The sequence below is a fragment of the Pseudomonas sp. BIGb0176 genome (assembly GCF_024810175.1).
Taxonomy (GTDB): Bacteria; Pseudomonadota; Gammaproteobacteria; order Pseudomonadales; family Pseudomonadaceae; genus Aquipseudomonas; species Aquipseudomonas protegens.
On record NZ_JANUEC010000001.1, the window covers coordinates 1975226 to 1988951 of the forward strand.

The 13726-nt window shown below is 64.6% G+C and carries 12 protein-coding genes; 6 read left to right on the forward strand and 6 right to left on the reverse strand.

Annotation, left to right across the window (positions count from 1 at the left end):
* Positions 1–112 precede the first annotated feature (112 nt).
* Together M2395_RS08430 and M2395_RS08435 are read left to right on the forward strand one after the other, a co-directional pair.
* The gene (locus M2395_RS08430; RefSeq protein WP_123430960.1) at positions 113–712 is read left to right on the forward strand and encodes a LemA family protein; all 600 of its coding nucleotides are present in this window, start codon (positions 113–115) and stop codon (positions 710–712) included.
* Positions 713–736: 24 nt separating this feature from the next.
* Positions 737–1747, forward strand: a complete 1011-nt coding sequence (locus tag M2395_RS08435) for a M48 family metallopeptidase (protein WP_123430961.1) — start codon at positions 737–739, stop codon at positions 1745–1747.
* Positions 1748–1752: 5 nt separating this feature from the next.
* Here the strand turns inward: M2395_RS08435 and M2395_RS08440 are convergent, their stop codons facing one another.
* From M2395_RS08440 to M2395_RS08455, 4 genes are all read right to left on the reverse strand, one after another.
* Positions 1753–3006, reverse strand: a complete 1254-nt coding sequence (locus M2395_RS08440; protein ID WP_123430962.1) for an OprD family porin — start codon at positions 3004–3006, stop codon at positions 1753–1755.
* Between the two features lie 92 nt (positions 3007–3098).
* Entirely contained in the window at positions 3099–4403 is a 1305-nt protein-coding gene (locus M2395_RS08445; RefSeq protein WP_123430963.1) for a CitMHS family transporter, read from the reverse strand.
* Between the two features lie 135 nt (positions 4404–4538).
* Entirely contained in the window at positions 4539–5864 is a 1326-nt protein-coding gene (gene dctA, locus M2395_RS08450) for a C4-dicarboxylate transporter DctA (RefSeq protein WP_123430964.1), read from the reverse strand.
* Between the two features lie 41 nt (positions 5865–5905).
* Positions 5906–6988, reverse strand: coding sequence for a 4-oxalomesaconate tautomerase (locus M2395_RS08455; protein ID WP_123430965.1), 1083 nt, complete (start codon positions 6986–6988; stop codon positions 5906–5908).
* 170 nt (positions 6989–7158) lie between these two features.
* Between M2395_RS08455 and M2395_RS08460 the strand changes: the two genes are divergently transcribed.
* The 4 genes from M2395_RS08460 (at position 7159) to M2395_RS08475 (ending at position 12606) form a co-directional block, all read left to right on the forward strand.
* Positions 7159–8049 (forward strand): LysR family transcriptional regulator, encoded by an 891-nt coding sequence (locus tag M2395_RS08460; RefSeq protein ID WP_011060793.1) that lies wholly within the window; start codon positions 7159–7161, stop codon positions 8047–8049.
* Between the two features lie 173 nt (positions 8050–8222).
* Positions 8223–10046, forward strand: a complete 1824-nt coding sequence (locus M2395_RS08465; RefSeq protein WP_011060792.1) for a monovalent cation:proton antiporter-2 (CPA2) family protein — start codon at positions 8223–8225, stop codon at positions 10044–10046.
* Between the two features lie 396 nt (positions 10047–10442).
* Entirely contained in the window at positions 10443–11549 is a 1107-nt protein-coding gene (locus tag M2395_RS08470) for a DNA alkylation repair protein (protein WP_123430966.1), read from the forward strand.
* Positions 11550–11565: 16 nt separating this feature from the next.
* Positions 11566–12606: a DUF6602 domain-containing protein gene (locus M2395_RS08475; protein WP_011060790.1), complete on the forward strand. Its 1041-nt coding sequence runs from the start codon at positions 11566–11568 to the stop codon at positions 12604–12606.
* Positions 12607–12642: 36 nt separating this feature from the next.
* Here M2395_RS08475 and M2395_RS08480 read toward each other — a convergent pair whose 3' ends face one another.
* Positions 12643–13017, reverse strand: a complete 375-nt coding sequence (locus M2395_RS08480; RefSeq protein ID WP_019094398.1) for a hypothetical protein — start codon at positions 13015–13017, stop codon at positions 12643–12645.
* A gap of 31 nt (positions 13018–13048) precedes the next feature.
* Complete coding sequence (locus M2395_RS08485) at positions 13049–13678, reverse strand: TetR/AcrR family transcriptional regulator (protein WP_015635232.1); 630 nt, start codon at positions 13676–13678, stop codon at positions 13049–13051.
* Between the last annotated feature and the right edge of the window lie 48 nt (positions 13679–13726).

Sequence of the window (13726 nt, forward strand, 5' to 3'; positions counted from 1 at the left end):
AGAATTGCCGGCCCTTGGCAATCATTGACGGGTCGCCGGCGAAGGTGTGTCACCGAACAGGAAGATTCCGTTACCATTGCCGCCCCCACGCCTCACTCGATAAGGACATCCCATGGCCACCGCCGATATCGTCGCCCTGGTGCTGCTCGCCGCTCTGGCGCTGTACCTGGTCAGCCTCTACAACCGCCTGACCACCCGGCGTACCCGTCTGCGCAATGCCTTCGCCCAGATCGAGGTGCAACTCAAGCGCCGCTACGACCTGATCCCCAACCTGCTGGAAACCGTCAAGGGCTACCTGCAGCACGAGCGCCAGACCCTGACCGCCCTGGCCGAGGCCCGCAACAGTGCCCGGGATAGCCTGCAAGCCGCCGCCGCGCAACCCGGCGACAGCGCACGCATCGCCCGCCTGGGCCAGGACCAGGGTGCCCTGGACCAGGTCCTCGACCGCCTGCACCTGAGCCTGGAGGCCTACCCGGAACTCAAGGCCTCGCAGAACATGGCGCAACTCAGCGAAGAACTGATCAGCACCGAGAACAAGGTCGCCTATGCGCGCCAGGCCTTCAACGATGCAGTGACCGACTACAACCTGTGCAAGCAGCGGGTGCCGGCGCTGTTTTTCGCCGGGCTGTTCGGCCACCGGGCCGATGCCGCCCTGCTGCAATTTGCCGACAGCGCGCGCATTCAAGACGCCAGCAAAGTCTCCTTCCAGTAACTGCACCTGCCCCCGGAAACCTGCATGAAGTTCTTTCAACACCAGGCCCGTGCCCGGCGCCACACCCTCAAACTGCTGTTGTTGATGACCCTGGCGGTGACCACCCTGGTCAGCCTCAGCAGCCTGGGGCTGGGCCTGTTATGGCGCGAGCTGAGCCAGGAGTACGGCCAGCCCAAGGTGCTGAACTGGATCGTCGTCGCAGTCGTGGCACTGCTCATGCTGCTGGTGGTGCTGCTGGGCAGTTGGTACAAGACCTGGCGCCTGCGGGCCGGCGGCAAGGTGATCGCCGAGCACTTGGGCGGACGCCTGATCAACGATTCGCCGCGGGGCAGCGAGGAACAGCGACTGCTCAATATCGTCGAGGAAATGGCCCTGGCCTCGGGCGCCACCATGCCTGCGGTGTATGTGCTGCCGGAAGACGCGATCAATGCCTTCGCCGCCGGGCTGACCCCGCAGCAGGCCGTGCTCGGCATCACCCGCGGAGCTCTCGTCCATCTGGACCGCGACGAATTGCAGGGCTTGGTCGCCCATGAGTTCAGCCACATTCACAACGGCGACATGCGCCTCAACACCCGCTTGCTGGCGGTGATCCACGGCCTGCTGGTGTTCAGCCTCGCCGGCATCGCGGTGCTGCGCCAGGCTGAAAAGCAGCACCTGGGCAGTGACCGCCACCGCTTCTTCTGGCAGATCGTGTTCGCCGTGCTGGGCCTGGCCCTGCTGATCTTCGGTTCCCTGGGCAGCCTGCTGGGCAACCTGATCAAGGCCGCCATCTGCCGCCAGCGCGAGTTTCTCGCCGATGCCTCGGCGGTGCAGTTCACCCGCAACCCTCAGGGCATTGCCGGGGCCCTGAAAAAGATCGGCGGCAGCAGCGCCGGCTCACGCCTGCGCGCCTTCGCCGCCGCGCAGTACAGCCACCTGTATTTTCACCAGGGGGTGAAACTGCGCCTGGGCCGCCTGATGGCCACCCACCCACCGCTGGCTGCGCGCATCCAGCGCCTGGACCCGCAGTGGGATGGACGCTTCAAGCCACTGTAACTGCGCTACCAGAGGGCAATGTCGTAAGTGATGTAGAGGCGGTTGCTGTCGCGTCCACGGGCGTAGTCGGAGCGATACACATAATTGCGCAGCTTCACCCCCAGCCCCTTGAACGAGCCCTGCTGGAGGACGTAGGCCAGTTCGCTGTCGCGCTCCCACTCATCGACCCGGGTATTGGACTTGCCGTCATTGCCACTCAGGTAGCGGGAACTGAAGGTCAGGCCGGGGACACCGAGGCCGGCGAAGTTGTAGCCGTAGCCGAGCATCCAGGTCTTCTCGCCCTCCTCGATGAACTTGCCGATGCCGGCGTTGCTGAAGGAGTAGACCGTGGCGCCGCTGATATAGGGCAAGCCGGCATCGCCACTGAGGCGCTGATAGCCGCCGCCAAGGGAATGCCCGGCGATCGCGTAGGTCAGTTGGCCGCTGAGCATGCGGTTGTCGATCTTGCCGTCAAACGCCGCGCCTGAATCGGCGCTGCGAAAGTAGCGCAGGTCGCTGGTCAACGTGCCCTGCCCCAGCGCCAGGTCATGCTGGAGGCCGACGAAGTCCTGCCGATAGAAGTTCTCAAGCTCGCCATGGAAATAGCTCAGGCGCAGGGTCTTGCTCCATTTGTATTCGGCCCCGCCGTAGCGGAAGTCCCCGGACTGGCCGCCGCTGTAGCCGTCGGGGGCCAGCCCCACGCTGTCGGTGGAATCGCGCAGTTTGAAGCGCTGCAGATAGCCGCCGGTCAAGCTCAGGCCGTCGATATCCGTGCTGGTGAGCTGGGTGCCCTGATAGGTCTGCGGCAACAGACGGGCATCGTTGTAGACCAGCACCGGGGTCTTGGGCAGCAGGGTGCCGTACTTGAGGGTGGTCTTGGCCAGCCGCAACTTGGCCGTGGCGCCGGCACTGGCAAATTCGCTCGCGGCGCGACCGTCGTCGTGCACCGGCAGCAGCCCCGTTCCACTGCGGCCCTTGCCGGAATCGAGCCGAACCCCCAGCAGTCCCAGGGCATCGACCCCGAACCCCAGGGTGCCCGGGGTGAATCCGGACTGATAATCGAGCAGGAAACCCTGGGCCCATTCAGTGCGCTCGCTCTTGGCCGTGCGCGCGGCCTTGGCGCTGAGCCCGTGTTCGTCGCGGAAGTTCTCGTTGAAATAGACGTTGCGCAGTTGCAGCTTGAGGCTGCTGTCATCGATGAAGCCAGCGCCCTGGGCCGCCGCCAGGGGCAGCAGGCTCAGGCTGGACAGAATCAAGGTGCGAGTGTGCCAATAGCTCATGAGGTAGTTCTCGTTATTGTTATTCAAGGCGCAGTTGTCCCTGGCGCCCCTGAAACAAGCGCGCCGGGCCACCAAAGAGGGTTTCGAACGAATCAGACGAACAGGGTCAGGGCGCCGGTCAGCAAGGCCAGGGCGGTAATCACCAGAGAGGTCAGCACGGCCCACTTCACCGTGGCTTTCTGGAAGTCGCCAATGTCACGGTCCACCATGCCCACCAGCAGCAGGGTCGAGGCCACCAGCGGGCTCATCAGGTGCACCGGCTGGCCGAGGATCGAGGCCCGGGCGATTTCCAGGGGGGAAATGCCATAGGCCGCCGCCGCGTTGGCCAGGATCGGCACCACGCCGAAGTAGTAGGCATCGTTGGACAGGACGAAGGTCAGCGGCATGCTGGTCAGCGCCACCACCAGCGGGAACAGGTGACCCCAGGACGGCGGAATCCAGTCCACCAGGGTCTGCGCCAGGGCGTCGACCATCTTGGTGCCGGAGAAAATCCCGGCGAAGATCCCCGCGGCGAACACCAGCAGCACCACGGTCATGGCGTTACCCGAGTGGGCGAGAATGCGCTCCTTCTGAATATCCAGCTGTGGGTAGTTGATCATCAAGGCCAGGACAAAACCGATCAGGAACAGCACCGCCGAGTGCATCAGCCCCAGCACCAGCGCGGTCATCACCGCCATCACCAGCAGCAGATTGACGTAGGCCAGCTTGGGCCGTTTGTGAGGGGTGTCTTCGAGAATCGCCTTGATGTAGCAGTCGCCACCGCCGCTTTGCAGTTGGGTATTGCCGATGCGCTTGCGTTCGGCCCGGCCCAGCAGGTAGGCGGTAAACACCACCCAGGCGGCGCCGCCGATCATGGTCGGCAGCAGCGGCACGAAGTACTCGCCGGCATCCAGGCCCAGGGCGGCGATGGCGCGCGTGGCCGGCCCGCCCCAGGGGGTCATGCCGCTCATGATGCTTAAGGACAGCATGGAAATGGTGGCGAGGATCATGGGGTTCATGCCGATGCGCTTGTACAGCGGCAGCATGGCCGCGCAGGTAATCATGTAGGTGGTGGTGCCGTCGCCGTCCAGGGCGACCACCAGCGACAGCAACGCGGTGCCGATGGCGATCTTGGTCGGATCGCCATTGACCCGTTTGAGAATCTTGCGGATCAGCGGATCGAACAGCCCCGAATCGATCATCAAGCCGAAGAACAGAATGGCGAACAGCAACAGCGCCGCCGACGGCGCGACCATTTTCAGGCCGTCGAGCATCATCTTGCCGGTGCTGCCGGCAAACCCGCCGAGCACCGCGAAAACGATCGGCACCAGGGTCAACGCCACAATGGGCGACAGGCGCTTGGTCATGATCAGGAAGGTGAAGACCACCACCATGGCGAGGCCGAGTAAGGCGAGCATAAGTCGATTCTCTTGTTTTTATGGTGAGCGTGACCGGCACGCAGGCGCGGCCACCCGGGCACCGGGCGCCCCTCAGGGGCGCCCGGCACAGGTGTTGAGTCGGTACTTGGGGTAAAGCGCTGGTGCTTGGCGGGTCTAGCCGAGCTTGCTCGCCAGAGCGGCGGCTGGGCTGTCATCGGCGGCAGCAGCCTGGGCCGCAAGCGGCTGGCCATCGAGCGTGCGCAACAGCACCTGGCGGTCGCAGGCCTGCTCCGAAAGGGCGATCACCACGGTTGCCACTGCGTTGCTGGCCAGGCTGGTCAAGGCCCGGGCCTCGGACATGAAGCGATCGATACCGATCAGCAATGCCAGGCCTGCCAGGGGAATGTCATGAATCACCGTCAGGGTCGAGGCCAGGGCCACGAAACCGCTGCCGGTCACCCCGGCGGCGCCCTTGGACGACAGCAGCATGATCGCCAGCATGGTGACCACCTGCCCGGCACTCAGCTCGATATTGCACGCCTGGGCAATGAAGATCGCCGCCAGTGACAGGTAGATCGCCGTGCCGTCGAGGTTGAACGAATAGCCGGTGGGCAGCACCAGCCCTACCACGCTCTTCTTGCAGCCCAGGGCCTGGAGTTTTTCCAGCATGCGCGGCATCACCGGTTCTGTGGACGAAGTGCCGAGCACCACCAGGAACTCTTCACGCAGGTAGCGCAGCAGCTTCCAGAGGCTGAAGCCGTTGGCCCGGCAAATGCCGCCCAGCACGACGCAGACAAAGAAGCCGCAGGCGACATAGAGGGTCATGATCAGTTTGGCCAGGGCGCCCAGGGAGGTGATGCCGTACTGGCCCACCGTAAAGGCCAGGGCCCCGAAGGCGCCGACGGGGGCAAAACGCATCAGGTAGGAGAAGATCTTGAACACCATCTGCGAGGCCGACTCCAGCACCACCAGCACCGGCTTGCCGCGCTCGCCCAGGGACGACAGGGCAAACCCGCACAGCACCGCGATAAACAGCACCGGCAGCACCTCGCCCTTGTTGAAGGCACCGACAAAGGTCTCGGGAATGATGTGCATGAAGAACTCCACCACCCCCAGCTTGGCTGCCGAATCGGTGTACTGGGACAGCCCCTGGGTGTTCAACCGGGTGGGGTCGATGTTCATTCCCGCGCCGGGCTGGAACAGGTAGACCGCCGCCAGGCCGATGAACAGGCTGATCAGGGTCAGGCCCAGGAACAGCAGCATGGTCTTGCTCAGCAGGCGCCCCAGGGAACGCTTGTCGCTCATGCCGGCGATGCCGGTGACGATGGTGCAGAACACCACGGGGGCGATCATCATCTTGATCAGCTTGATGAAGGCATCTCCCAGAGGCTTCAGGGCAATGGCTTGCGCGGCCCAGAAGTGCCCCACCAGGACCCCGAGGAACACGGCGCAGAGGATCTGGAAATAGAGCGATTTAACAACTTTCATGGCATCACCCATTTTTAGAATTGTGTTGATGCAACGCGGGTCGACAGCAACGACTAACCGGCCAGGCGCTGTGAAGCCGGCGCGTAGACATACCCGGAAAACAATCGGCGAGCGGTGCGGACCACCGAGGCGCGGATGGTCTCGGGGCTGGTTCCGCTGTAGGACAATACGACATCTATCGCCCCGCTGGGGTGTTCGATACGAACCTGGTGCAGACGCGGTTCACTGACCCCGCCCAGCATCTCGGCCACCACGCTGCCGGCGGTGACACTGGCGGTAGCCAGGCCGATGGAGCCGGTGATGGCCAGGGCCCGATGGCAGTTGTGGGGCATGAAATAGCGCACCGCCAGGGTGCCCCCGGCCCGGGCTCGGGACACCAGCACCGGCTTGGGAATCACTTTGTCACTGACATCCCCCAGGCCCATGGCCAGGCCGGCCTTGAGCCGCAGGCTCTCCAGGCGCTGGAGAAAGTCCGCATCGGCATCCAGTTCGGCAGGGGTTTCATCGCCGCGCTTGCCCAGGCAGGCCGCCTGTACCAGCACCATGGGCATGGCCATGTCGATGCAGGTCACGACAATGCCGTCGATCAGGTCCCGAGGCCGGCCGGTGGGAAACAACTGGCCGGTCTTGCTGCCGGCGGCATCGAGAAAGGTCAGGGCCACCGGCGCCGCGCTGCCCGGCACGCCGTCAATGGTGGTGTCGCCTTCGTAGCTGACCTTGCCATCGGGGGTCTGGACCTGGGCATTGACCAGGGTGCCGGTGTTGAGGTTGCGAATCCGCACCTGGGTCTGTGCCCCCGTGGCCTTGACCAGCCCCTGCTCGATCGCGAAAGGCCCGACGGCGCATAGCATGTTGCCGCAGTTGGGCGCGGTATCGACCCGCCGCTGCGACACCATGACCTGGACGAACAGGTAATCGACATCCGCGTCCGGGTGCAGCGACGGACTGACGATCGCCACCTTGCTGGTTTGCGGGCTGCCACCGCCGATGCCGTCGATTTCCAGCTCATGGCCGGAGCCCATCAGGTTGAGCAACAGCTCATCACGTTCGGACACCGCCACCGGCAGATCCCAGGCCAGAAAAAACGGCCCTTTGGAGGTGCCGCCGCGCATCAACACACAAGGAATTCGTTGCATGAACACTGACTCTTGTTGATCAATCGAGGTAATTGATGTTCTGGACACAAGAGTGGCAGGGATTAAAAAGTGTTTCCAATGCAAAGATCAGAGAGATTATTGCGTTACGAGCATGAATTAAATATCGTGTCCGGCACCGCCACACCCGACGCCCGCCTTGAGAAACCAGCATGGAATATGAGCTCCAGGACATCAGATCTTTCGTGAAAATCGCCGAACTGGGGAGTTTCCACGAAGCCGCCGACGCTTTGCACCTGTCCCAGCCCGCCCTGAGCCGACGTATGAAAAAGCTCGAAGAGGGCCTGGGCACCGCGCTCCTCGACCGCACCACGCGCAAGGTCAGCCTGACCAGCGTCGGTCGCGACTTCCTGCCCAAGGCCCGACGACTGCTGGACGACTTCGACGACTCGATCCTCAACATCCGTGAGCTGGCAGAACGGCAGATCGGTCAGGTGACCCTGGCCTGCATCCCCACGGCGGCCTTCTACTTCCTGCCGTCAGTGATCCGCCTGTATAACCTGCGCTATCCGAAAATCCGCATCCGCCTGCTCGACCTCAGCGCCAACGAGGGCCTTGAAGCGGTGCTGCGCGGCGAAGCGGACTTCGGCATCAACATGATGAGCGGCCAACACCCGGACATCGAGTTCGTGCCCCTGGTCAACGAACCCTTTGTCCTGGCCTGCCGGCGCGACCATGAACTGGCCGAGCGCAGCTCGGTGACCTGGTCGGAACTCAGCGATTATCGCTTGATCGGCGTCGGTCGCCTGAGCGGCAACCGCATGTTGCTGGACCATGCCCTGTCCGGCTTGAGCTGGCGTCCCCAGTGGTTCTACGAGGTGCAGCACCTGTCCACGTCACTGGGCATGGTGGAGGCCGGGCTCGGGGTTTCGGCGATGCCGAGCCTGGCCATGCCGGCCGCCGATCACCCGACCCTGGTCAGCGTTCCGCTGACCGAGCCCGTGGTCAATCGCACCCTGGGGCTGGTGTCCCGGCGCGGCGCGTCGCTATCGCCGGCCGCGGAAAAATTTGTCTCGATTCTGCTGGAGCAGTGGCCGCACTGACCCGCCCGCCCCTCCTGCTCTCCCATACTCCGACGTGCCTTGCAGGGCGCACCGCCAGTCTCAGAACATCCACGCCGTTTTTATCCGGGCGCAGACTGGCAATACCCATCCGCTCATCGTCACCGACGAGCCTTTATCATCACCTGCGCCCCGTTCTCCCTGGAGTCCCCCCGATGCCCCATGAAGGCAACCTGCTACAAGCCGCCGTCGTGTTCCTCTGCGCCGCCGTGCTCATCGTGCCCCTGGCCAAGCGCCTGCAACTGGGGGCCGTGCTCGGCTACCTGCTGGCCGGGGTGCTGATCGGCCCCTCGGTGCTGGGCCTGGTGGGCAACCCCCAGAGCGTCAGCCATATCTCCGAACTGGGGGTGGTGCTGCTGTTGTTCATCATCGGCCTGGAGCTGTCGCCCAAGCGCCTGTGGGTGATGCGCAAGGCGGTGTTCGGCGTCGGCCTGGCACAGGTGCTGCTGACCGGGATGCTGATCGGCGTGGTGGCGCTGTTTCTGTTCGGCCAGTCGCTCAACAGTGCCATTGTCCTGGGCCTGGGCCTGGCCCTGTCGTCCACCGCCCTGGGCCTGCAAAGCCTGGCCGAACGCAAGGAGCTGAACAGCCCTCATGGGCGCATGGCCTTCGCCATCCTGCTGTTCCAGGACATCGCCGCCATTCCACTGATCGCCATGGTCCCGGTGCTGGCCGGTGGCGATCACCACACCAGCAGCGCCGAGGACCTGCGCCACGGCCTGCAAGTGCTGGGCAGCATCGCCGTGGTGGTGGTGGGCGGGCGTTACCTGCTGCGCCCGGTGTTTCGCATCGTGGCCAAGACTCGCTTGCCGGAAGTCTCCACCGCCACTGCCTTGCTGGTGGTGATCGGCACCGCCTGGCTGATGGACCTGGTGGGCGTGTCCATGGCCCTGGGCGCCTTCCTCGCCGGCCTGCTGCTGGCGGACTCGGAATACCGCCACGAGCTGGAAGCGCAGATCGAACCCTTCAAGGGCCTGCTGCTGGGGCTGTTCTTCATCAGCGTCGGCATGGGCGCCAATATCAGCCTGCTGCTCAGCGCGCCCATCGCGGTGCTGGGCCTGACCCTGCTGCTGATCGCCCTCAAGCTGCCGCTGCTGTTCGTGGTCGGGCGCCTGGCCGGTGGCCTGGGACGCGAGAGTGCGGTGCGCCTCGGGGTGGTGCTGGCGGCGGGCGGCGAGTTCGCTTTCGTGGTGTTCAAGATCGGCCGCGACCAGGGCCTGTTCGAGCCCCGCCTGTATGACCTGCTGGTGCTGACCATCACCCTGTCCATGGCCCTCACCCCACTGCTGTTGCTGGCCTGCACCCGCTGGCTGAAACCCAAGGCCAAGCCGGTGGAAATGCCCGCCGAGTATCGCCGGATCGATTCCGACGGGCCGCGGGTGGTGATTGCCGGCATGGGCCGCATGGGGCAGATCGTGGCGCGGATCCTGCGGGCACAGAAAGTGCCCTTCGTGGCCCTGGACACTTCGGTGGAAACCATCGAACTGATCCGCAGTTTCGGCGGCATGCCGGTGTTTTACGGCGACCCGTTGCGCCCGGAGATCCTCAGCGCGGCCAAGGTCGGCGAAGCGGAGTACTTCGTCATTGCCACCGACGACCCGGAAACCAATATCAAGACCGCCGAGCAGGTCAGCCGGCTCTACCCGCACCTGAAGATCATCGCCCGGGCGCGCAACCGCCAGCACGTGCACCGGCTGGTGGACCTGGGGGCCCAGGCGGTGCGGGAGACCTACTATTCCAGCCTGGAAATGAGCCGCCGCACCTTGGTGGGGCTGGGCTTGAGCCAGGCCCAGGCCGATTCGCGGATCCAGCGTTTCACCCAGCACGACGAACAACTGCTGGCGGCCCAGCATGCCGTCTACGACGACGCCGCCAAGGTCCTGCAAAGCGCCCAGGAAGCCCGCGCCGAACTGGCCCGGCTGTTCGAAGCCGACGAACAGGACGAACAGATCGAAAGCCCGCTGCCGCCGATGCGCTGAGGCGCCAGGCCCTGCGCCACCTCGCAGGAGTCGGCTTGCCGGTGAAGGCGGTCTCAAGGACGCCGGGGAATGATCTGAGGGCCGTGGTGTACCCTTCGCTGGCGAGCCAGCTCCTACGGAGGCCCAAACACCGCATTTCGCTGTAGGAGCCGGCTTGCCGGCGAAGGGGCCCGTAAGTCATGCATCGCCCCGGCCGACGCCTTCGCTGGCAAGCCAGCTCCTACGGTGGCCCAAACACCACATTTCACCGTAGGAGCCGGCTTGCCGGCGAAGGCGGTCGTGAGGGCGCCGGAAAGTGCTTTGAATCTCGCGGTGCACTTGAGCGACTACCGTCAGGTTCTGTCAGGAGCGCTTGTGTAAAGTGAGCGCCGCCTCGCCTTTGAATGGATACGCCCGATGAGCTCGACCCCAGAGAACGCCCCGGCCCTCAAGGAAATCTTCAACCAGCAGCGCCTGATGCATATCGCCGACGCCATGCACGCGGTGCACCCGGCCTTCGACCGCCAGGGGTTCCTGCAACGGGCCGGCCACGGCCTCGCCGAGCTGTCGCTGATGCAGCGCCTGGCCCGGGTCAGCGAGAGCCTGCACCAGGTACTGGGCCTGGACTACCCCAGCAGCCTGGAGCTGCTGCAAGCCCTGGCGCCGCGCCTGAACAGCCGCTTCGTGTGCATCTTCCTGCCCCACTACGTGGCCAGCTACGGCCTGCATGACTTCGAGCTGTCCATGGCGGCGCTGAAGTATTTCACCGGCTTCGGCTCATCGGAATTCGCCGTGCGCCACTTCTTGCGCCAGGACTGCCAGCGCACGCTGGCCGTGATGCACGAGTGGGCCACGGACAGCGATGAACACGTACGCCGCCTGGCCAGCGAAGGCAGCCGCCCGCGCCTGCCCTGGTCGTTCCGCCTGGAGCAGTTGCAGGCCGACCCGCAACTGGCGGCGCCGATCCTCGAACACCTGCGCAATGACCCCAGCCTGTACGTGCGCAAGTCGGTGGCCAACCACCTCAACGACATCACCAAAGAGCACCCGCAGTGGGTCCTGGAACGTCTTGAAGGCTGGCCCCTGGAGCAGCCGCACAGTGCCTGGATTGCCCGTCATGCCTTGCGCAGCCTGATCAAGCAGGGCGACCGCCGGGCCCTGGCGCTGATCGGCGCCGGGGCCCGGGCCGAGGTCCAGGTTTGCCGCTTCCAGGTGGCCCCCGGGCAATTGCGCCTGGGGGACAGCCTCAACCTGTCCCTGACCCTGGTCTCCACCTGCTCGCACGAACAGCGCCTGGTGGTGGATTACGCCATCGACTACGTCAAGGCCTCCGGCGCCACCGCGAGCAAGGTGTTCAAGCTCAAGACCTTCACCCTGCAAGGCCTGGCCCAGGTGGAGCTTGGCCGCAGCCAGCAGATCCGCGAACTGACCACCCGCCGCCACTATCCGGGGCGCCACGGCGTGCGATTGCTGGTCAACGGCGACCCCCTGGCCACAGGCCATTTCGACTTGCTCGTCCCCTGATCCCCAAGGAAGCCCCATGGCAATCATCAGCAAATGGGCGAAATCCATCGCCCGGGTCCTGGAAAGCAGCTTCAGCGTCAGCAGCACCATCGCCAGCCACTCCGGCGTCCTCGGTGACGCCCGGGAGAGTTTCATCCGTGACGTCCTCAAGCGCTTTCTGCCGAGCAACATCAGCATCGGTGCCGGGCAGATCATCGACTCCGAAGGGAGCATCTCCAAGCAGATCGACCTGATCATCTACCGCAACGACTTCCCCACGCTGCGTACCTTCGGCTCGGCGGACGTGTACCTGATCGAAGGGGTGATCGCCACCGTGGAGGTCAAGTCCCAACTCAACGAGAAGAGCCTGTTCGAGGCGCTGGAGAACGGCAAGTCGGTGCGCAACCTCAAGCCCTCGGTGCTGCGCCACTCCCTGGACGAGTACAGCGCCCGCATCTATGGACGCGACTATCAGAACCTGACGGTGTCGCAGATGAATTCGGTCATGGGCCTGGTGTTGCCGCCAGCCTATGTGTACGGGTATCGAGGCTACCCCGGCAGCAGCCTGGAGCTTTTGCGCAACAGCCTGAACGCCTGGCACAACATCCCCGACCGTGCCGGTGAACTGGACGTGACCCTGATGCCCGAGGTCATTGCCACCCAGGGCTGTGTGACCCTGAAGAACCTCAACAACCACCTGGCCCTGCCCCGGCCCGGCGCCGCCGACCTGGAGGCCTGTCGCCAGAGCTACAACACGGCCATGTCCAGCAGCATGAGCAAGCAGGAATTCTTCGGTTGCTTTCGCGAAAGCAACGCTGAGAGCTTCGACTACGGCATCGCCATCAAGGCCTACGAAACGCCGCTGCAATACCTGATTTCCAGCTTGCTGGAGGCGGTGACCTCACGCATCGGCTACCAGCAACTGGGGGGGACGGCGATCCAGTACAACCTGTTGAAGTACCACCTGACTGAAGAGATGGAGGGCGGCTGGTCCGGCGCCGCGATCAACCTGACCCGGGTGCGTGATCCCAAGCTGGATCTGGCGGGCAAGTTCGGCTTGTGGAAGGCCGGGGCCTGAAGCGATCGACAGGGCCCGCAAACCGCGACTGGGCGCTCAGCCCGTCGTGGCCTTCGTGGGCAGCGCGATCAAGTGCTCGCTGCAGCCGAAGCCACCCACTGCGTCGTCGTACCAGAACACTTCCACCACCGCGATGCAGCCGTCATAGGACTGCCCTACCAGCGTGCCGTCGGCCTTGAACACCCGCAGGTAGCCGCCAACGCTGTAGCGCGAGCTGTCGCCATCGCCGGGCATGGTCATGGTGGGAATCCAGGTGCGCCAGCTGAACAAGCGGTACTTCTGGTAGTAGAAGGCCTGGTCGGCGCTGTAGTCGCGGCCCTGATACGGCGTGCCGTAGTAGAACGAGCCATAGGCCTGGTACGCCAGGTACAGCGCCAGCGCGGCGCCGAGAATGAGGTTGATCTTTTTCATTGCAGGGTCGTTCCTTTTACCCGTGGAAACATCAAGAAGGAGGCAGGCCCAGCATGCGCAGGCACGCCTGGACAATGGCCTCGGCCAGGGCCCGGCCATCGTCCTCGCCGGCGGCGATCACATCGTCGGTGGCGCCATGCACCCCGGCGTAGATCAGCGAAGCAATCACCCCTGGCTGGGCCAGGGACCAGCAGCCGGCGCGCTGGCCGCCTTCGAGAAGGCCCAGCAACTGCTCGAGGATCGCGTTCTTTTCCGGGTTGCCGCGGTCGTGATGATGGTGGTTGGGGTAGACGATGTCGTGCAGGCGGTAGGTGTCGAGGTAGGCCTGCACGCTGGTGCGGATCCAGCTGCTGAGCTGCGCCACCCAGTCGTCCTCGGGGCAGGCCGCCACCGCCTGCTCCAGGCGCTGCAGGTAGTGCTGGGTATAGCGTTGCCCCAGGGCCACCAGCATGTCGTTCTTGGATTGGAAGTAGTGATAGAAGGTGCCCTTGGCCACCTCGGCGCGCTCGACGATCTCGCTGATGGTGGTGGCTTCCACGCCCTGGCTGAGGAACAGGTCTTGGGCGGCGGCCATCAGCTCTTCCAGGCGTACTTCGGCCGGTTTGGTGCGCGGCCGCGGCTGGGCAGCGCGCTTGGCAACCGGGGAGGTTTTGACACTCATGAACGAATCCGGGCTGTTCGACAAAGGTCGCCATTCTAGGGGATTTGT